At 64.0% G+C, this 18,813-nt stretch carries 16 protein-coding genes and 2 pseudogenes; 7 read left to right on the top strand and 11 right to left on the bottom strand.

Annotation, left to right across the window (positions count from 1 at the left end):
• Positions 1–5 precede the first annotated feature (5 nt).
• A complete protein-coding gene (locus tag GA0061099_RS29470; protein WP_036023848.1) occupies positions 6–1,184 on the bottom strand; it encodes an acyl-CoA dehydrogenase family protein in 1,179 nt (392 codons plus the stop codon).
• Positions 1,185–1,200: 16 nt separating this feature from the next.
• Entirely contained in the window at positions 1,201–3,519 is a 2,319-nt protein-coding gene (locus GA0061099_RS29475; RefSeq protein ID WP_036023847.1) for a bifunctional salicylyl-CoA 5-hydroxylase/oxidoreductase, read from the bottom strand.
• A 281-nt stretch (positions 3,520–3,800) separates the two neighbouring features.
• Here GA0061099_RS29475 and GA0061099_RS29480 point away from each other — a divergent pair, with 281 nt between their 5' ends.
• The gene (locus GA0061099_RS29480; RefSeq protein WP_036013463.1) at positions 3,801–4,307 is read left to right on the top strand and encodes a MarR family winged helix-turn-helix transcriptional regulator; all 507 of its coding nucleotides are present in this window, start codon (positions 3,801–3,803) and stop codon (positions 4,305–4,307) included.
• 12 nt (positions 4,308–4,319) lie between these two features.
• On the opposite strand, the gene GA0061099_RS29485 is transcribed toward GA0061099_RS29480, so the two are convergent.
• The 7 genes from GA0061099_RS29485 to GA0061099_RS29515 are packed head-to-tail and all read right to left on the bottom strand — an operon-like array spanning position 4,320 to position 11,706.
• Positions 4,320–5,975 carry an ATP-dependent acyl-CoA ligase gene (locus GA0061099_RS29485; RefSeq protein WP_036023845.1) on the bottom strand — a complete coding sequence of 552 codons (1,656 nt, stop codon included), beginning with the start codon at positions 5,973–5,975 and terminating at the stop codon, positions 4,320–4,322.
• A gap of 18 nt (positions 5,976–5,993) precedes the next feature.
• Positions 5,994–7,151 carry an ABC transporter substrate-binding protein gene (locus GA0061099_RS29490; protein WP_036023864.1) on the bottom strand — a complete coding sequence of 386 codons (1,158 nt, stop codon included), beginning with the start codon at positions 7,149–7,151 and terminating at the stop codon, positions 5,994–5,996.
• A 58-nt stretch (positions 7,152–7,209) separates the two neighbouring features.
• The gene (locus GA0061099_RS29495) at positions 7,210–7,989 is read right to left on the bottom strand and encodes a cyclase family protein (RefSeq protein ID WP_036013430.1); all 780 of its coding nucleotides are present in this window, start codon (positions 7,987–7,989) and stop codon (positions 7,210–7,212) included.
• A gap of 35 nt (positions 7,990–8,024) precedes the next feature.
• Complete coding sequence (locus tag GA0061099_RS29500) at positions 8,025–9,266, bottom strand: SDR family NAD(P)-dependent oxidoreductase (protein ID WP_074448184.1); 1,242 nt, start codon at positions 9,264–9,266, stop codon at positions 8,025–8,027.
• Entirely contained in the window at positions 9,263–10,441 is a 1,179-nt protein-coding gene (locus GA0061099_RS29505) for a thiolase family protein (RefSeq protein ID WP_036023844.1), read from the bottom strand. Before GA0061099_RS29505 ends, GA0061099_RS29500 begins: the two co-directional genes overlap by 4 nt.
• Positions 10,442–10,463: 22 nt before the next feature.
• The gene (locus GA0061099_RS29510) at positions 10,464–10,892 is read right to left on the bottom strand and encodes an organic hydroperoxide resistance protein (protein WP_081492913.1); all 429 of its coding nucleotides are present in this window, start codon (positions 10,890–10,892) and stop codon (positions 10,464–10,466) included.
• A gap of 31 nt (positions 10,893–10,923) precedes the next feature.
• Positions 10,924–11,706 carry an aspartate/glutamate racemase family protein gene (locus GA0061099_RS29515; RefSeq protein WP_036023842.1) on the bottom strand — a complete coding sequence of 261 codons (783 nt, stop codon included), beginning with the start codon at positions 11,704–11,706 and terminating at the stop codon, positions 10,924–10,926.
• A gap of 635 nt (positions 11,707–12,341) precedes the next feature.
• On the opposite strand from GA0061099_RS29515, the gene GA0061099_RS29520 reads away from it, so the two are divergent.
• The 4 genes from GA0061099_RS29520 to GA0061099_RS29535 are packed head-to-tail and all read left to right on the top strand — an operon-like array spanning position 12,342 to position 17,052.
• Positions 12,342–13,490 carry an ABC transporter substrate-binding protein gene (locus GA0061099_RS29520; RefSeq protein ID WP_036023841.1) on the top strand — a complete coding sequence of 383 codons (1,149 nt, stop codon included), beginning with the start codon at positions 12,342–12,344 and terminating at the stop codon, positions 13,488–13,490.
• A 42-nt stretch (positions 13,491–13,532) separates the two neighbouring features.
• Positions 13,533–14,576, top strand: a complete 1,044-nt coding sequence (locus GA0061099_RS29525; RefSeq protein ID WP_036023840.1) for a branched-chain amino acid ABC transporter permease — start codon at positions 13,533–13,535, stop codon at positions 14,574–14,576.
• Positions 14,573–16,342 carry a branched-chain amino acid ABC transporter ATP-binding protein/permease gene (locus GA0061099_RS29530; RefSeq protein ID WP_074448185.1) on the top strand — a complete coding sequence of 590 codons (1,770 nt, stop codon included), beginning with the start codon at positions 14,573–14,575 and terminating at the stop codon, positions 16,340–16,342. Before GA0061099_RS29525 ends, GA0061099_RS29530 begins: the two co-directional genes overlap by 4 nt.
• A complete protein-coding gene (locus GA0061099_RS29535; protein WP_036023838.1) occupies positions 16,339–17,052 on the top strand; it encodes an ABC transporter ATP-binding protein in 714 nt (237 codons plus the stop codon). The genes GA0061099_RS29530 and GA0061099_RS29535 overlap by 4 nt, the downstream gene beginning before the upstream one ends.
• Positions 17,053–17,372: 320 nt before the next feature.
• Here the strand turns inward: GA0061099_RS29535 and GA0061099_RS41875 are convergent.
• Positions 17,373–17,517: pseudogene (locus tag GA0061099_RS41875) on the bottom strand (IS5/IS1182 family transposase); the annotation flags it as partial.
• Between the two features lie 130 nt (positions 17,518–17,647).
• Between GA0061099_RS41875 and GA0061099_RS29540 the strand changes: the two are divergent.
• Positions 17,648–17,887, top strand: a complete 240-nt coding sequence (locus GA0061099_RS29540; protein ID WP_141697692.1) for a hypothetical protein — start codon at positions 17,648–17,650, stop codon at positions 17,885–17,887.
• 115 nt (positions 17,888–18,002) lie between these two features.
• Here GA0061099_RS29540 and GA0061099_RS29545 read toward each other — a convergent pair.
• Positions 18,003–18,176: pseudogene (locus GA0061099_RS29545) on the bottom strand (transposase); the annotation flags it as partial.
• A 172-nt stretch (positions 18,177–18,348) separates the two neighbouring features.
• Between GA0061099_RS29545 and GA0061099_RS29550 the strand changes: the two are divergent.
• Positions 18,349–18,798 (top strand): GFA family protein, encoded by a 450-nt coding sequence (locus tag GA0061099_RS29550; RefSeq protein ID WP_074448186.1) that lies wholly within the window; start codon positions 18,349–18,351, stop codon positions 18,796–18,798.
• The last annotated feature ends 15 nt before the right edge of the window (positions 18,799–18,813 follow it).

Raw genomic sequence — 18,813 nt, forward strand, 5'->3', positions numbered from 1 at the left:
TCCCTTCAGCGCGGCTTCAACAGCTCGCGGGCGACAATCAATTTCTGGACCTCGGTCGCGCCCTCGTAGATGCGCAGCGCGCGGATTTCGCGATAGAGACTTTCGACGACCTCTCCCTTGCGCACGCCGCGGCCGCCGAACATCTGGACGGCACGGTCGATGACGCGCTGAGCGGTCTCGGTGGCGGTCAGCTTCGCCATGGCAGCTTCGCGCGTCGTCGGAAGCTTCTGCACATCGCGGCGCCAGGCCGCGCGGTAGGTCAGCAACGCCGCGGCATCGGTGTCGGTCGCCATGTCGCCGAGCGCGGCCTGGGTCAGTTGAAGATCCCCCAGCGTCGCACCGAACATGTTTCGGCTGCGGACATGCGACAATGCCTCGTCGAGCGCGCGACGGGCAAAGCCGAGGGCTGCGGCGGCGACCGATGCGCGGAAAATGTCCAGCGTCTGCATCGCGAGCTTGAACCCGCCCCCGGGCGCGCCGAGCCTACGGCTCGCGGGAATCCGGCAATTGGTAAAGCGCAACGTCGCCAGCGGGTGCGGCGCGATGACGTCGATGCGCTCGGCAATGCTAAAACCGGGATCATCCGGAAAGACGACGAAGGCCGAAATGCCGCGGGCGCCCGGCGCCTCGCCCGTTCGCGCAAACAGCGTATAGACGTCGGCAATGCCGCCGTTCGAGATCCAGGTCTTCTCGCCGTCGATGACGTAGTTGTCGCCGTCGACCCGCGCCGTGCAGGACATCGCCGCGACGTCCGACCCCGCCTCCTTCTCGGAGAGCGCGAAGGCCGCGAGCCATTCGCCGGAACGCACCTTCGGCAGCACGGCCTTGCGCAACTCCGCCGAGCCACCCAGTGCAATCGCTCCGGAGCCAAGCCCCTGCATGGCGAAAGCAAAATCGGCGAGGCCATCGGCATAGGCCAGCGACTCGCGCGACAGGCAGATCGAGCGGGAATCGATCGACGTCGCATCGCCATCGGGCGCCGCGACCGCGCAATCGAGCAACCCCGCCGCGCCCATCGCGCGCACAAGCTTGCGACAGGCACCATCCACATCATTGTGATCGATCTTGCCGAGGGCTCCCGACTGCACGAAGCGATCGAGCGCCTCGCCGATCGCAAGATGGCGGGGCTCGAAGAACGGCCAGTCCAGCCATTCGCGCCGGATCATCTTTACCACGGAGTTCATCCGATCCCTCCTTCGCTCACTGCGCGGCCACGGCAGCGGCACGCGCCAGATTGGCTTCGTATTGTCCCTTGGCGGACAGATATTGCTTTGGCCAGTTGACCGCTGTGATCCCGATGCGCGCGGCTTCGTGCAGCGTCCAGGCCGGGTCGGCGAGATGCGGCCGCGCAATCGCGCAGAGATCCGCGCGGCCAGCCGCGAGAATCGAGTTGGCGTGATCGGCCTCGGAGATCGCACCGACTGCTATCGTCTCGATGCCGACTTCGTTGCGGATCAGATCGGCGAATGGCGTCTGGAACAGGCGGCCGTAGATCGGCCGTTCCTCCTTCCAGACCTGTCCCGAGGAGCAATCGATCACGTCTGCTCCCGCCTCCTTGAACATCGCAGCGAAGATCGCGGCGTCGGCCGGCGTGTTGCCGCCTTCGGTCCAGTCATGGCAGGACAGCCGCACCGACATCGGCCGATCGGATGGCCACGCCGCGCGCATCGCCCTGAAGACCTCCAGCGGAAAGCGCGCACGATTTTCGTGGTTGCCGCCATACTCGTCAGTCCGCCGGTTGGTCAGCGGCGAGAGGAAGCTCGATAGCAAATAGCCATGGGCGCAATGAAGCTCGAGCCAATCGACACCGGCGTCGGCAGCACGGCGCGTTGCGGCGACGAAATCGTCGCGGACGCGGTCCATGTCGCTGCGGTTCATCTCCCGCGGCAACTGGCTGTGCGGCAGATAGGGCAGCGCGGAAGCCGAGATCAGCGGCCAATTGCCTGAAGCCAGCGGTTGGTCAATCCCCTCCCAGGCGAGCCGGGTCGATCCCTTCCGCCCGGCATGGCCGAGCTGGATGCCGACCTTGGCATGTCCGAGGCTATGGACCAGATCGACCAGCCGGCGCCATTGTGCCGCTTGCTCATCATTCCAGAGCCCGAGACAGCCCGGCGTAATCCTGGCATCCGGTGAGACGCAGGTCATCTCGGCAAAGATCAACGCGGCGCCGCCCATGGCGCGCGCTCCGAGGTGGGCGATGTGGAAGTCGTTGATCAGCCCGTCCTTCGCCGAATACATCGCCATCGGCGAGACCATGATGCGGTTCGCCAGCGTGAGGCCGCGCACGCGGTGCGGCGTCAGCATCGGCGGCGGTACCCGTTCGCCGTCCTCGACGGCGATGCCCGAGCGCGCGGCAAACCATCGCTCGAATCCTTCCAACCAGGCACGGTCGCGCAGGCGCAGGTTTTCATGGCTGATGCGCTGGGAACGCGTCAGCATCGAATAGAAGAATTGCGGCGGTTCGAGCGTATCAGCATAGCGCCGGCCGACCACCTCGAACCATTCCATCGCATTGCGCGCGGCGTTCTGGATGCGCGCCACGTCGACGCGGCGTACTTCCTCGTAGGCCTCCAGCACGGTCTGGATGCGGTCGCGCCCGTGACCATGGCGATCGAACTGGTTGGCGAGCTCGATGGCGTCGTCGAGCGCGAGCTTGGTGCCCGACCCGATGGCGAAATGCGCGGTGTGCGCGGCGTCCCCCATCAGCACGACATGGGAGCGGCCGTTGAACACGCTCCATTTGCCGCAGATCAGGCGGCTGAAATTGAGCCAGGCCGAGCCGCGCAGATGGCGGGCGTTGGTCAAGAGCTTCGCACCGTCGAGCGTCTCGGCGAAGATCTTCTCGCAGAAGTCGATCGACCCTTGCTGATCGAGCTCGCCCAGCCCGTGAGCATTGTAGGTCTCTTCCGTGGTCTCGACGATGAAGGTCGAGGTCTCCGCGTCGAACTTGTAAATGTGTGCCTGGAACCAGCCGTGCTCGGTCCTCTGGAAATCGAACGTGAAGGCGTCGAACGCCTTCTTGGTGCCGAGCCAGATGTAGCGGTTCGGCCGGATCACCATGTCCGGCTGGAACTGTTCGGCATAGCGGGCGCGAATCCTGGAATTCACACCGTCGGTGGCCACGATCAGGTCGGCGTCGGGGAATTCAAGATCGGACTCCACCTCACGCTCGAAGGCGAGCTCGACACCCAGAGCCTCGCAGCGCCTCTGGAGAATGTTGAGCAGATGCTTGCGACCAATGCCGATGAAGCCGTGGCCGGTCGTGCGCTGCCGCGTCCCCTTGAAGACCAGCTCGATGTCGTCCCAATGATTGAAGGCGTCCTCGATCTCGGCCGCGCTTTCGGGGTCGGCAAGACGCATCGCAGACATCATGGCATCGGAGAATACCACCCCCCAGCCAAACGTATCGTAGGGCTTGTTGCGCTCGACGACCGTGACGACATGTTCCGGATGTCGACGCTTCATCAGGAGGCCCAGATAGAGGCCGGCCGGCCCGCCGCCGATACAGACTATGCGCATGATCCCTCGCTTTCGCGCGTTGCGCCGAGCTCTCACCCAATTATTTTAAGTATAAAATATTTCCTCGACGCGTGCCTTGTCAAGGCGGTTCTGCAAAGGCCCTGGAGGGCACGCCCCTCGCCGCAGCGTCGATCTGAATTTTAGTGTAAATCGGATGCACGGCGGCGCCGATTCCGGATCCCTCGGACCCAGCCTTGAATTTACTTTTGGCACGAACTATCTTGCCAATGTCCACGAGAGCTGCGCCAGCTTTCGTAAGCCACGAAGCCCGGGAGATTCGATTGGCACTCGCGAAGGAGTCCACCCCTGTTTCGGCCAAGAACGAGACGGATCAGGAGGCTGAGTACAGGGCTCAAACACGCCTTTGGCTCCGACTGCTCGCCTGCACGTCCCTCATCGAAAGCGAGTTGCGGCGCCGGTTTCGCGAAGAGTTCGACTTCACGATGCCCCGCTTCGACGTTCTCGCCCAGCTCGACCGCGAACCAAGCGGACTTGTGCTGGGAGAGCTGCCCAAGCGCCTGATGGTCTCGGCCGGGAACCTCACGCCAATCGTCGACCGCCTGGTCGCAGATGGATACATCACCCGCACGGCGTCGAACCTCGACCGGCGGGTGCAGATCGTCTGTATGACGGTCGAAGGCCGCAAGATCTTCAGGCGAATGGCCAAGAGCCACGGCGCATGGCTTGCCGAGCTGCTGGCGGATTTCCCGGCAGATCGGTTCGATGGATTGATCGGCGAGCTCGACGAACTCAAGGCCGCCGTCAGGGACGCCTTGCAAAAACCTTGAGCGAATACGACGTCAGCGTCGTACCTTCACTCCGGCCGCTTCGCGATCCCATGTATCCGTCGTGACACCGGCATCGCGCAGCACGCCCTTCTTGATCTTGCCGTTCTCCGTCAGCGGCATCTGACTGAGGATTCGCACATAGCGCGGAATGGCGAAATGGGCGATCCGCCCTTCGCAATGCCTGACGACGTCGACGGGCTGTAGCAAGTGGCCCGGCTCCAGCAGAATTGCAGCGGCAACTTCGTCCTCACCCAACTCCGACGGCAGCGGGTAGATTGCGCAGGCAGCGACCGCGGGATGCGACTGGATCGCCTGCTCGACCTCCCACGAGGACACGTTCTCGCCGCGCCTGCGGATGGAATCCTTCATGCGATCGATGAAGCGATAATGCCCGTCGGAATCGCGAACGACCCGATCGCCTGAGTGGAACCACAGATTTCGCCAGGCCTCCACGGTCTTCTCCGGCATGCCGAAATAGCCGGACGCGAACGCAAAGGGTTCTCTCGCGCGAAGCACGAGCTCGCCGGCCTCTCCATCAGGCAGCGCGGAATCATTCTCGTCGACGATCCGCGCCTCAATGCCATCGGCCAGGTACCCCATCGTCCCCGCCCGATCCGACGGAATCGTGCCGGCGAACACGAAATTCGTCTCCGTCGACCCGTAGCCGTCGACCAGCGGTACGCCGAAGCGCTCGCGGAACGGGCTGTGGATTTGCGGCGGCACGCCGCCGCCAAGAGCGACACGAAGGCGATGCATTGACTCGTCTGCGCTCTTCGGCTGTGCCAGCAGCATCGAGGCCATCGCACCGAGCAGATAGCCGACCGTCGCATTGTGCTGTCGCGCGGCAGCCCAAAAGCCGGAAGCCGAGAACTTCGGCTCGAGCACGTACGTGCATCCGTTCAGCAGCGCCTGATAGAACGCATTCAGCGCGTTGGTGTGGAACAGCGGCAGCGTCGTGAACAGCACATCGCCCTCGCGGATTCCGAGCGCGCGCGCCGAATAGACGCCCCACCAGAACAGCTGCGCCTGCGGACAGCACACACCCTTCGCAGGCCCCGTGGTGCCCGACGTATAGAGGATCGCAACGGTGTCACCGGGACGCACGGCGCCGGCCGGGGCTGCGGCGCCAAGAGGCGGCAGCGGGACCGCGGAAAGCCTGGCACCGATTGCGTCGGCGGCAGCTCCGATGATCCAGGTCCGAGGCGGCAGCTCGACATCCGCCTCGACACTCTCGACCGCGCTGGCGAACTGAGCCTCGATGACGAGCAGCGCGGGACGCGAGTTGCGGAAAATGTGGGACAGCTGGAAGCCGCGCAAGGCGGTATTGATCGGGACCGCAATCGCCCCCAGCCACGCACAGCCGAGATAGACCTGCAAGAACTCCGGACGGTTCGAGCACATCAGCGCGACCCGGTCGCCCGGCTTGATCCCGGTATCGACCAGCGTCTGGGCCGACGCAGCCGCAATCGTCGCAGCCTGCGTAAAGCTCCAACGCGCCTCTCCGGCAACGAGCAGAAGGCGATCGCCGTAACGCTCCGCCTGGCGCGTGAGCATCGTCGAGAGGATGCGCTCAGACGGCGGAAACGACGCCATCGCGCGCGCCCAGGCAGGCGTCACGTCCTCACCGCCGACCACCTCGGTGATGTTCGCCAGCGCATCTTTCTCCATTGCGACCATGCTCGCACCTCAAGGCAACAGCTTGTACTTGCCGTCCTCGATCTGAACCATGATGCGCGAGCGATCGTCGACTCCATGCCGGTCCGCCGGCGTGTAGGTGTAGACGCCCTGCGTCCCGACGACCTCCTTGGTGGTGAACAGTGCCTGGCGAATCGAGGTACGGAACTCAGGTGAGCCTGGTTTGGCACCGGTTGCCAGCGCACGCTTGGCGGCGTCGGCGAAGATCAGCCAGCCGTCGAAGGAATAGGACGAGAATGAATCCGTCGGCGCCTCGCCGTTGGCCTTTTCGAAGGCCGCGCGGAAATCCAGGGCGACCTTCTGGATCGGATTGCTGGCCGGAAGCTGCTCCGCCGCGGTCACAGGTCCCGTCGGGCACATGATGCCGTTGGCGGCTTTGCCGGCCAGACGAAGGAAATCGGCGCTGATCAGCCCGTGATTGCCGTAAAGCGGTCCCTTATATCCCCGCTCGGACAGAGCGATGACCGGCAGCGCGCCTGGCGTGCCGGTGCCGCCGAGCATGATGGCGCCGGGACGCGCAGCGAGTGCGCGCAGCACCTGAGCCGTCACCGAGGCGTCCGACCGGGCGTAGCGTTCGTTGGCGACGACCTTGATGCCGGCGGCCTTCGCACTCTGCTCGAGCGAGTTGTACATGAGATCGCCGAACGCATCGGAGAAACCGATGAAGGCGACGGTCGTCAGGCCCTTCGCCTTCATGTGGTCGACGATTCCTTGCACCAGAAGCGGCGTCGGCTGCGGCGTCTGCACGACCCAGGGGCCGCCGTCGCCTGACGGCACCGGTGCGATCGGCGACACCGCGATCATCGGAATCTTCATCTCGATGGCCGCGGTCGCCATCGCGAGCGTCTGAGGAGCGCCGGACGTGCCGATCAGGATATCGACCTTCTCCTGCTCCACCAGCTTGCGCGCATTGCGTGCTGACGCGGTCGGATCGGAGCCGTCGTCGAGCTGGATGACCCGCAGCTTCTCGCCGCCGATTTCGCCGATATAGGCCTGACCTGCGGCGACGCCCTTCGCGTTGGGAATGCCGATCGATGACACCGGCCCACTGAGGCCGGTAACGAATCCGACGAGGATCTCGGCTCGCGCGAATTGCGGAACGGCAAGCAGCAATGCAGTGGAAGCCACCAGGCTCTTGATCAAGTTCATGGCACCTGTCTTTCGGGAGAATTTCTTGGTCTGATTGGCGAGCGCCATTGATTGGGGCTCAAGTGGACGACACCAGAGCGATGACTCGAAGCGGGCTGCCGGAACCGTTCTGGATCTTTAGTGGCGAGGCCACGATGACGGCGCCGGTGGCCGGAAGCTGATCCAGGTTACACAGGCATTGCAGGCCGTAGCGGCCCGCGCCGTGCAGGAAGTGATGCGCCGGATAAGGCGGCTCGAAGTGTCCGGCCTGCCCCGCATCCGTGCCGATGGTTTCGGTGCCGAAACCGATGACACCGCGCTCCTCCACCAGCCACTTCATCACCGCCGGGTTCGGGCCCGGCGTATGCGCGCCGTCGTCCCTGAGATTGGAGTAGTCACGCCAGCCCTTCTTCGACCAGTCGGTCCTGAGCAGGACCCAATTCCGCTCAGGGATCCGGCCGTGCCTGGCTTCCCAAGCTTCGACAATCGGGACGGTCAGCAGGAAATCGGGATCCTGCGCCGCCTGCGCCGAGCAGTCGATGACACAGGCCGGTGCGATCATGTCCTTGGCCGGCATCGTGTCGACGGCATTGTTCGGCAGGTTCTTGCCGGTGAACCAGTGAATCGGCGCGTCGAAATGCGTGCCGGTGTGTTCGCCGAACGTAACGTTGTTCCAGTACCAGGCCGGGCCGCGACCATCGTATCGCGATATCTCCTGGATGCGGACAGGCGCGGCCTGACCGAATTCCGGCGGCAGGACGATGACCGGAAAGTCCGGACTGAGTGTGAAGGTCAGATCGACGACGCGCACCGCGCCGGAAGAAATCGCACTCGCTAGCTCCAGGAGATTGCTTTGCATCGTCAAGTCCTCCAGCTCGGTTGAAATCCCGCTTCTTATCGGTCGAGCTCGCGCTCGAGCGCTTTCGGATTGGCCGCGAGACGTTGCCGGATCTCTTCGGCGACATCTCCGACATACATCTCTTCGAGTCCGTTCTTGAGACCCGACACGATCGCCTGCGCGATCGCGCGCGGTGCGACCTTCGGCGGCGGCACGGTCTGGAACCATTCGGTGTCGACAGGGCCGGTGAACAGGTTCATCACCCGGACGCCACCCGGCCGCAGCTCCGCGCGCAAGCAATGTGACAGCGACAGGCAGGCGGCCTGCGAGGCCGAGTAGGCGCCGAAGGCGGGCCAGTTCGCCAGCGCATAGACCGAGAGAATATTGACCCATGCCGCGCTGCTGTTGATGCCATCGGCACCGCGCATCCGCATGGCCGGGCCAAAGGCTTGAGCCAGATTGATGAAGCCGAGATAGGCCTGATCGATCTCGTCCCGTGCGATGCTCGTGCCCCTGCGGTCGAGCAGGCCGCCCGGCCGGACATATTCCGTCGTGTTGACGAGAATATCGACCTTGCCGCCGATGTCGGCCGCAAGATCGGTAGCCGATTTCTCGTCAGCCGCATCGAGAGTCACGATCTCGATCCCGTCCTGACCGCGCAGCCGCTCCTCGCCGGCGAACGGTCGCCATGGTTCGGCAATGCCGACGAACACCGTCTTGGCACCCGCCGCCTTCAATGCGGCGACGGCTTCCTGACCGATGACGCTGCGGCCATTGGTGACGAGCACGCGACGGAATTTCGGATCGGCCGTCATTTCCCGCCACTGCTTGTCGTCTGCCATGTTGGGTGTCTCCGCTTCGGGATGGGCAAAGGCCACCGCCTGGCCGCTCTTGTCGAGTTGCAGCGACATGCTGACGGCCGCGCCCTCTGCACAGTCGGCATGAAGATGTGCGACGATCGTCGGACCGCAATCCATCTTGATGAGGCCGATCCGCCACGGTGCCCGTTCGCGGAAATAGACGTCGCTCGGCACCCGCGCCGTTGTCTCGGCAAGCAGTACACCTCGCCGCGGCGCATCGACGAAAGCGAGGCCGGCCGAAAGACAAGACGGACAGGCTTCGCGCGCCGGATAGGTAAAGGCGCCGCAAGCCTCGCAGCGCTGCAGCATGAAGCGGCCTTCGGCGGCCGCGCGCGTGAACCCGTGCGATATCCTGCTGCGCGGTCGCGGTGGCGAGGCCGGCAGCCGCGTCCGCAGCAGCGGATTCTTGCGCCGGGGCGGCTTGATCTGCTCTATCATCGCGACGGTCCAGCAAGGATCGCGGCACCCGAGGCGAGACCACGATCATAGTTGATCATACCGAACCCCGAGGCCAGAGCGAGGCTCGCATTCCTGACCTGCGTGGGACCGGCACTGCCCAGAACCTGCCGCAACCCTTCAACGAGGCCGAGATAGGCGCCGGCGGCACCGGCCTGCCCGACCGAGAGCTGTCCGCCCGAGGTGTTGTGCGGGAAGTCGCCATCGATGGTGAGATCGTGTTGGCGCACGAACTCAGCGCCCTCGCCCTTCTTGCAGAATCCGAGATCCTCGAACTGCATCATCGTGATGACGGGATAGTCGTCATAGGTCTGCACGACATCGAGATCGTCAGGCTTGACGCCGGCCATCGCATAGAGCTCGTCGACATCCATCGCCCAGCCGCCGCGCACCTGCATCGGATCGTCGGCAAAGGCATTGTGCCGCTCGATCGTCGAAAGGAGTCGCGCGGCGGGCAGCTTCAGGGATGAAGCCGTCTCATCGCGCATCACGAGGAAAGCTTCCGCGCCCGCACAGGGCATCACGCAATCAAACAGGTGGATCGGATCGGAAATCGGCCGGGCCGCCAGGTATTGCTCGAGCGTGAGCGGAGCCTTCATGAGCGCATGCGGGTTGCGCAGGGCATTGGCGCGCTGGGCGACAGCGATCTTGCCGACGTCCTCGCGCGCGACGCCGAACATTCGCATATAGTTGCGCGCAATCAGCGCAAAGCTGGCATTGGCGCCGGCCGCGCCGTAAGGATAGACGGCGTCCTGATTGAACCGCGAGAAATTCTCCAGCGTCAGCCTGAACGAATCGACGTGATTGGTGTCGCCAGCGACGCACGCCACGATGTCGGCATCGCGCGCCTGAACCGCGCGCGCCGCCTTGCGCAGCGCCGCAATAGCGCTGGCGCCGCCGAGCGGGATCGTGTCCAACCACCGGACGCAGAGCCCGAAATGCTGTGTCAATCCGATGCCACTGTCGGTGCCCATGGTGAAACTGGAGACGCACAGGCCGTCGATGTCGGAGGCCTTGATGCCGGCCTGCGCGACGAGCGCGCTCAGCGCCCGCCCGATCCACCACTGCGCGCTCTCGATGGAGTAGCGCACATAGGGAATCGTGACGGGAGCCGCGATCACCACGCCGTCATATGGTGCGCGCAAGGTGTTGGTCACCGACCGCCCTCGTTCATCCGCCTCAGACCACCGTCAGTTTCACGTCAATATTGCCGCGGGTTGCGTTCGAATAGGGGCAACGCTCATGCGCACCGGCAACGACCTCTTCGGCCACGGCCTTCTCGACACCGGGCAGGCTGACCTTCAGCTCGACAGCGAGCGCATATCCGACGGGCACCGGCCCCATCGCAACCTTCGCAGTCACGGACGGCTCGGCAGAGGGCACCACCTTCCGCGTGCGCGCGACGAGCTTGACCGCGCCGAGAAAGCAAGCGGCATAGCCGGCCGCAAAGAGCTGCTCGGGATTGGTGCCTTCGCCGCCGGGACCACCCATCGATTTCGGCAAGGACAGGGACACCGAGAGCAGACCGTCAGCGCTGACCGCCTTGCCATCCCGACCTCCGGTCGCCGTCACCTCGGTCTCGTACAGGAGCTTTTCGGGGGTCATCATGATTTGTTCTCCAGAAACGGTGTTTCGACGACTAGCGGCCGTTACGGGCAAGTAGCGCGCGGAAGTCATCGCGGGCCTGGGCGCTGGCCCGCCTGAAGCTCGGCCCGCGGCTGGGCTCGGTGCCATTGAGCTTCCGGAGCTGTACCCACATCTCGGCACTCTTGAGCGCCACGGCCGCGCAGTTGACCACCGGAGCGTGGCCGACCTTCAGGCCATGCTCTCGCCCGATCAAGAGGCCTGGCAACACGCCGGCCGGGATCACGACATCCGCGCCGCGTTCCACCAGCGGGAGCGCGCAGGCGACGAAATCCTTGATCATGCGGGCTTGGGCGGCGGCGTTTCCGGCGAACGCATCGGCGAAATCATCCGGCCTGCAGCCAAGGCCGGTCACATGGACGACGCGATCGCCGAGGCCGTAACGCTCAGCCTGCTCATAGTGCAAGACCTCGAAGACGGGATCGAGCGTCACAAGACCTAGCCGCCGCCCGAGTTGTGAGGCCGCCAGCAACGTCGCCTCGCCAGTCCCAATCACGGGAATGTCGAGCGCCGAGCGCAGCTCGTAGAGTCCGGGATCCTGAAAATGCCCCATGACGAAGGCGTCGAACCCACCCTCCTCCGCCGCAATACCGTTGTCGATTGCCTGGACCGCACAGCCCAATTCCGCGAGCCGTCCGAACTCGCGGTCCGGCGGACTGATGCCCTGGACGTGGACCGTCGTGCCTGGCGCAGCGATGTCGTTCAGGTATTCCGACAGCCGCGCCATGTAGGGCGCATTCACGCTCGCATCAACAAAGCTCTGCCAGAAGATGCGCATCGTCCTTCTCCTCAAGCGGTGATCGGAGGATCGGTCGTCGGCTGCCGATGAATATATTTCAACCATAAACTAATTGACGCGTCAAATGCGCGCGGCGGCGACGGCGACCCGTGCCGTCGGGGTCAAGGCGAGCACGGCGTTTTCTATGCGTCGATGAGCGCAGGAGGGCCGCACACTGACGAAATTGTATGCAACAACATTTTTTTCTGACAGCCCCGTGACACGTGTTGACGGCGCCACCGGAGTTACTTTAGGCTTTAAGTAATTCCTCGCCGGTCAAAGACCGGTGGCCATGACAATGATGTTGCAGGGCACCGATTTTGAGAGACTCGATCGTGTGGACAGTCGCCGTGCTCGAACAGCCGGCCTTAGCAGCAGCATCGCCGTTCGCGCATCGCGGCGGCACCGACGACCTTTCATCGCTCCGGAAAAGGCCCGCTTGCATGTGCCGGTGGGCCTATCGTTCGCGCGGCACGCAACATCATGGCTGCTGAGCGCCGGGCGAGCACACTCTCTTCGGTCGCGCTCGGTATTTGGCGCCGCAGCAATGTTTTCAATCGGTCGGTTCGTCGTTCGGGGACCCCGTGCGGCAGCATCGAAGCATTCCTATCCAGCATCAACGGAGGAGAACGCATATGCGCAAGACTCTGAGTTTACTTGCACTTGCCGCCGGCATCGTCACAGCCCCCGCCGCGCGGGCCGATATCACCATCGGCTTCGTCACCTCGCTCAGCGGCAACGGCTCGTCGATCGGCATCCCCTACGGGCGTGGCATCAACGCGGCCTATGAATACAAGAAGACCGTCAACGGCGAGACCATCCGTCTGATCCAGCTCGACGACGGCTCCGACCCGTCGGCCGCGACCCGCAACGCGCGCAAGCTGGTGGAAGAAGAGAAGGTCGACCTCCTGATAGGCACCGCGACGGCGCCCTCGACCATTGCCATGGCGGCGGTGGCGAGCGAATTGAAAGTGCCGATGATCGCGGTCTCGCCGATCGGCAAACTGCCGGAAACACCCGAGCAGTGGGTGGTGTCGGTGCCGCAGCCTGCGTCCCTCCTCGTCAAGATCATCGCCGATCGCATGAAGCGCGATGGCATGAAGAACATCGGCTATATCGGCTTCTCCGACGCCTGGGGGGACCTCGTCTACAACGGCGCCAAGGCGGCGGAGGCCGCCGGCGACGTCAAGATCCAGACCAACGAGCGCTATGCGCGCACCGACACCTCGGTCACGGCGCAGATCCTCAAAGTGCTCGCGGCGCGGCCGGACGCCGTGCTGGACGGCGGCTCGGGGACGCAAGGCGCGCTGCCGCTCCTCAGCCTCGCGGAGCGCGGCTTCAAGGGAAACACCTACGGCACGGTGGCGCTCGTCAATCCGGACTTCGTGAACGTCGGCGGCAAGGCGGCCGAAGGCATCCAAGTCTCCGCCGGCCCGGTCATCGTGGCCGAGCAGCTGCCCGACGAACATTTCGCCAAGAAGATCGCGCTGGATTTCCGCAGCGTCTACCAGAAGGTCCATAACATCCCGACCACCGACGGCTTCTCGGCCTACTCCTTCGACGCCTGGCTGATCTTCGCCAACGCAGCGGAGCGCGCGCTCAAGACGGCGAAGCCCGGCACGGCGGAATTTCGCGCCGCCCTGCGGGACGCGATCCTCAGCACCAAGGAGCTGCCCGGCGTGCACGCCATCTACAACTTCAAGCCCGGCTCGGTGACCGGCGTCGATGAGCGCGCGCTGGTCGTGGTGCGCCTGACGGGCGGCGCCTGGAAATACGCGCCGTAGTCGGACAGGGCAGGCCACCAGAACAAGGGGACGGCGTTCTCAATGACGAGCGACATCGCAGCCATTCTTGCGATCGACGGGATCGCCACCGGCGCAGTCTACGCGCTGGTGGCGATCGGGACCGTCCTCATCTTCACGGTGACACGGGTCATCTTCATTCCCTTTGGCGACATCGCGGCCTTCACGGCGCTGACGCTGGCGGCGCTCGACGCGAAGCGCTTTCCGGGCACGGGTGCGCTGGTCGTCATCCTTGCGTGCCTCGCAACCCTGATCGAAATCGTCTCGCTGCTGCGCAATGGCGAGCGTCGGCAGCTTCCGCGCGCTCTCTTCTTCTATCTCGCATTGCCGCTGGCCGTGGTTGGCCTCGCCTCGCTGACCATGCGCGCCGATCCGCCGCTCGCCATCAGGCTCGTGCTGGCCTTGATGCTGATCACCCCCATCTCCCCGCTGCTGGACCGGATCGTCTTCCGTCCCATTGCGGACGGAACGGTGCTGCTGCTCCTGACTGTTTCCGTCGCCCTGCACTTCGCGCTGGTCGGCCTTGGGCTGCTCTTCTTCGGTCCCGAGGGTGTCAGGACCGAGCCGCTGACGTCATTGTCGACCGAACTTGCGGGCGTGCTGATCTCGGGCCAGACCATGCTGATCGTGATTGCAGCCCTCGTCTTCTCTGGCCTGCTCTATCTCTTCTTCGACTTCACGCTGGTCGGTAAATCGCTCCGCGCGACGGCCGTGAACCGGACCGGCTCCCGCCTGATGGGCATACGTCCCGCCCGCGCCGGCACCATCGCCTATCTCCTGGGCTCGCTGATGGCCGGCGTCTCCGGAATCCTGATCGCGCCCGTCAACACCATATTCTACGATTCCGGCTTCCTGCTCGGCCTCAAGGCCTTCGTCGGCGCCATCGTCGGCGGCATGACGAGCTATCCCGGCGCGGCCATCGGCGCCGTCGGCGTCGGTATCCTCGAAAGCTTCGCATCCTTCGAGAGCAGCGCGCTGAAGGATGTCATCGTGTTCTCGCTTCTGATCCCGATCCTGATCTGGCGATCCCTCGCCTCGCTGCATTCCGAGGAGGAGATCGAGGAATGACGCGCCTTCACGTTCAGCTCGCGGCAGTGGCGGCGATAGCGTGCCTCGCGCTCGCGCCATTCGTCCTCAACCCCTTCAGCATCACGCTGATGAACTATATCGGCATCTATTCGCTGGTCGCGATCGGCCTTGCCCTGCTCACCGGCGTCGGCGGCATCGTGTCCTTCGGACAGGCCGCCTTCGTCGGCGTCGCGGCCTATGCCACGGCCTGGGTCTCTGCTCTGAATGGATATTCCCCGTGGCTCGGCCTCGTGTTCGGGGTGGCGCTGACCTGCGGCGTCGCGACCGTCCTCGGCGTTGTCACCTTGCGGCTCCAGGGCCATTTCCTGTCGCTCTCGACCGTCGCCTGGGGGCTCGCCATCGGCTTCCTGTTCGGCAATGTCGAGGGGCTCGGGCGCTTCAACGGCATCTCGTCGATCCCGCCGATCAGCATCGGATCACTCGCGCTCGTCTCGAGCGCCCAGATCTATTTCCTGATCTGGGGCATCGTCGTCGTGGTGCTTTTCCTCGGATACAATCTCCTGGACTCCCGGGTCGGCCGCGCCATGCGCGCACTGCGCGGCGGCAATATCCTGGTCGAAAGCCTCGGCATCAACGCGTTCCGGATCAAGCTCGTGACCTTCGTGATCGCGGCCTTCCTCGCCTCGCTCTCCGGCTGGCTCTACGCCCATATGAGCCGCTTCATCAGCCCGGGGCCGTTCGAGGCCGGCATGGGCATCGAATATCTGATGATGTCGATGGTCGGCGGCGCCGGCAGCCTGCTCGGCGGCGTCGTGGGCGCCGCTATCGTCACCCTGCTCAAGAACAGCGTGCAGGACTATCTGCCGCTGATCGCCAAGGGCGCGTCCGGCCAGCTCGAGATCGTCGCCTTCTCCGCGCTGTTCATCCTGTTCCTGCAATGGGCGCGGCAGGGCATCGTGCCGTTCGTCGCGCGCTACTTACCGAAGATCAAGCGCGAACGGCCGCCAGCCGCCCCGCCCCTGCCCCGCCGTCCCCAGCCGAAACCGGGCGAACTGCTTCTGAAGGTCGACGGCGCCGAGCGGCGGTTCGGCGGTCTCGTCGCGGTCAACAATGTCAGCTTCAAAGTCCGCTCCGGCGAGATCCTCGCCGTCATCGGCCCGAACGGCGCCGGCAAGAGCACGATGTTCAACTGCCTGACGGGCGCGCTCAGGGTCAACAAGGGCGAGATCGTCTTTGCCGGACGCGCCATCTCGCGCGATCCACAATCCCGCATCGCGAGGGGCGGAATCGCCAGGACCTTCCAGCATGTGAAGCTGCGGCCGCGCATGAGCCTGCTCGAAAACGTCATGCTCGGCACCTACGCGCGCACCAGCACGGGCCTGTTCGCCGGCGCATTCCGCCTCAACCAGCGCGAGGAAGCCAGCACCCGGCACGAGGCCTTGAAGCAGCTCGAACGCGTCGGGCTCGGCGACAAGCCGTTCGAGCTCGCGGGCAATCTGCCGCTCGGCAACCAGCGCATCCTGGAGATCGCGCGCGCTCTCGCCGCAGACCCGGCGCTGCTGGTGCTGGACGAGCCGGCCGCGGGCCTGCGCCGCCAGGAGAAGCTCAGGCTTGCGGAGCTGCTCCGCTCGCTGCGGTCGGACCATCTGACCATCCTGATCGTCGAACATGACATGGAGTTCGTGATGTCGCTGGTCGACCGCATCGTCGTGCTCGACTTCGGCTCCAAGCTCTGCGAGGGCGCGCCTGCCGCGATCCGGAGCGACGAACGGGTTCAAGAGGCCTATCTCGGAGGCGTCGCGTGAGCGAGATGTTTTCCATGACGGATGTGACCGTCTGCTACGACAATGTCGAAGCGGTCCGCAACGTCTCGCTGTCGGTCGAGGAAGGCCAGATCGTCACCGTGATCGGCCCGAACGGCGCCGGCAAGACCACGCTGCTGATGGCCGCTATCGGATTGCTCGCCTCCCGCGGCCGCCTCGCCTTTCAGGGCAACGACATCGGCAGGATGTCCGTCGAGGACCGCGTCGAGCGCCGGCTGTGCCTCGTGCCGGAGAAGCGCGAGCTGTTCTCCGACATGTCGGTCGCCGATAATCTCCTGCTCGGCTCCTACAGCCTGCGCGACCGCTCGGGCGTCCAGAAGACGCTGGACGAGGTCTATGATCGCTTTCCGCGCCTGAAGGAGCGGCAGCGCCAGGCCGCCGGCACCCTCTCCGGCGGCGAGCGCCAGATGCTGGCGCTCGGGCGCGCGCTGATGGCCAAGCCGAAGCTGCTCATGCTCGACGAGCCGAGCCTCGGCCTCGCGCCGCTGATCGTGCGCGAGATCTTCCGCACCATCGCCTCGCTGCGCGATCTCGGCGTCTCGATCCTGCTGGTCGAGCAGAACGCCCGCGCCGCGCTGGAGACGGCCGACTATGGCTATGTGCTCGAGACCGGCGAGATCGTGCAGTCCGGCCCCGCCAAGGATCTCATCCACGATCCCCGGCTCATCACAGCCTATCTCGGCGGACACTAGCGCTGATCTGGACAGGCAGGGTCGCTGGAAAAACAGAAAGTCGAAAACAACCCCATGCACAGTAGCCGCTGACAGCGTTTTCAATGACTTGCGGCGAGGCTTACGGATTTTACGAAAACAGGTTGTTCCGTCGGGCAAAACAGGGGCATAATGCCATCATCGCCGCTCCGGATGCCGACGGCTTCAACCGCCAACCTGGACTTCCGTTTTCATAAGGTACACTGCAAGACGCGCCGACCGTCTGAATCCGTGCGACGCCAATTCTCCAACGCTCTCGCCAATCTAGCGCGTGGACTCGTAACGCGCGGTCAGCCATAGCCGTGGATTTCACTCGTCAAGCCACCGCGTGACCTTTCCATCGATTGGTCCCAGTTCCTAGTGGCACAGCGCCATGCTGATGGACGCGGACAATCGAGGTGTCGATCTCTGGACAGCGGCATCATGGGCAGCAGCAAGTGCGTCTAGAGTGACTTACATCACCTTATTCAAGTAACCCCCTCCGATCGTGCGCCGTATGTCGCGCTGATTTTGAACTCCCCCGCTTTGCGTGGCCACCAACGGCTACTCTGAACTCGAACTCCATAGGGAGGAAACCATGATTACCAAGACGCTGTTCGTCGGACTTCTTACAGCCGGATTTCTCTCTGCATCTTTCGCAGTTGATGCAGAAGCAGAACCAACTCGTTCCCAGCAGGTGAAAAACGTGGGAACTAGCCAGAATGGTGCCCGGGCGGGCTCCATGGATAGCTGGCCGCAGACCATGGACGAACTGACCAACGCCTATAACTGTGGTCCGTATGCGGACAAAGAGTCGGCCAAGAAGTGCAAGAAGTAAGCACGTTTTTTGATCGCTCCAGTGCTGCTGAAGGGGTCAGCTACACGCTGGCCCTTTCTTTTTTGGGCAATAACTCCGTGGCGACCACAACTTGTCAGGGACGGGCGATGCTCTCTTACGGCCGTATTGCACTAGGACGGGACTCATTAAGGCGCAGCGACAGCCTGATTGACGCGAGTTGAGCGAAGGCAAGGTAGTTGGCAGCAAGCCTGTCATAGCGTGTCGCCAGGCGACGATATTGTTTGATCGTGTCAAAGAACCGCTCGACCCGGTTGCGGGCGCGGTAGAGATAGGGCTGAAGCAGATCGGATTCGCCGAAAAGCAACCGCAGCAGGATGTTGGCCACGCGCCCTTCCGTCCGCTCATGCCTTGGCGGAACGCTCCTTCCTGCGACCCCTTTGCAGCCGCGATCCGGCGAGTTAGCCTCGTTTTGCTTGGTCAACCCAGCCAAAGGGCACACCATGAAGATTGATGGAAGCTGTCACTGTGGTGACATTCGATACAAGGCGGAGGTCAACCCGGACAACGTGATCATCTGCCACTGTACGGATTGTCAGACACTATCAGGTGGTGCCTTCCGCACGGCGGTTCCCGCCGTGGAGGGTACGTTCGTGTTGTTGTCCGGCGCGCCGAAGCGCTACGTCAAAACCGGAGAGAGTGGCAACAAGCGCGAGCAAGCATTCTGCGGCAACTGTGGCACGCACCTCTACTCCGCTCCGCCGGGTCTCGCTTCAAGAGTGGTGGCGTTGCGGGTCGGCAGCATCCGACAGCGAGATCAACTCGTTCCCAAGGATCAGTACTGGTGCCGCTCGTCTCAGAAATGGTTGCAGGGCCTCTCCTCGATAAAGAGGACAGAGAAGCAGCCGGTCTTCGACCCCAAAGGCGGCTTCGGCAGTTCAACCATCGACTAAGCAGATCTGTAGCTG

Origin of the sequence: Bradyrhizobium yuanmingense (assembly GCF_900094575.1) — a bacterium.
Classification (GTDB): domain Bacteria; phylum Pseudomonadota; class Alphaproteobacteria; order Rhizobiales; family Xanthobacteraceae; genus Bradyrhizobium; species Bradyrhizobium yuanmingense.

Coding starts and splice junctions, on each gene's coding strand:
- GA0061099_RS29470 (WP_036023848.1), bottom strand. CDS start 1,184: ATGAACTCCGTGGTAAAGATGATCCGGCGCGAATGGCTGGACTGGCCG.
- GA0061099_RS29510 (WP_081492913.1), bottom strand. CDS start 10,892: ATGATGACCCCCGAAAAGCTCCTGTACGAGACCGAGGTGACGGCGACC.
- GA0061099_RS29530 (WP_074448185.1), top strand. CDS start 14,573: ATGACGCGCCTTCACGTTCAGCTCGCGGCAGTGGCGGCGATAGCGTGC.
- GA0061099_RS29515 (WP_036023842.1), bottom strand. CDS start 11,706: ATGCGCATCTTCTGGCAGAGCTTTGTTGATGCGAGCGTGAATGCGCCC.
- GA0061099_RS29475 (WP_036023847.1), bottom strand. CDS start 3,519: ATGCGCATAGTCTGTATCGGCGGCGGGCCGGCCGGCCTCTATCTGGGC.
- GA0061099_RS29540 (WP_141697692.1), top strand. CDS start 17,648: ATGATTACCAAGACGCTGTTCGTCGGACTTCTTACAGCCGGATTTCTC.
- GA0061099_RS29490 (WP_036023864.1), bottom strand. CDS start 7,151: ATGAACTTGATCAAGAGCCTGGTGGCTTCCACTGCATTGCTGCTTGCC.
- GA0061099_RS29550 (WP_074448186.1), top strand. CDS start 18,349: ATGAAGATTGATGGAAGCTGTCACTGTGGTGACATTCGATACAAGGCG.
- GA0061099_RS29495 (WP_036013430.1), bottom strand. CDS start 7,989: ATGCAAAGCAATCTCCTGGAGCTAGCGAGTGCGATTTCTTCCGGCGCG.
- GA0061099_RS29500 (WP_074448184.1), bottom strand. CDS start 9,266: ATGATAGAGCAGATCAAGCCGCCCCGGCGCAAGAATCCGCTGCTGCGG.
- GA0061099_RS29485 (WP_036023845.1), bottom strand. CDS start 5,975: ATGGAGAAAGATGCGCTGGCGAACATCACCGAGGTGGTCGGCGGTGAG.
- GA0061099_RS29525 (WP_036023840.1), top strand. CDS start 13,533: ATGACGAGCGACATCGCAGCCATTCTTGCGATCGACGGGATCGCCACC.
- GA0061099_RS29520 (WP_036023841.1), top strand. CDS start 12,342: ATGCGCAAGACTCTGAGTTTACTTGCACTTGCCGCCGGCATCGTCACA.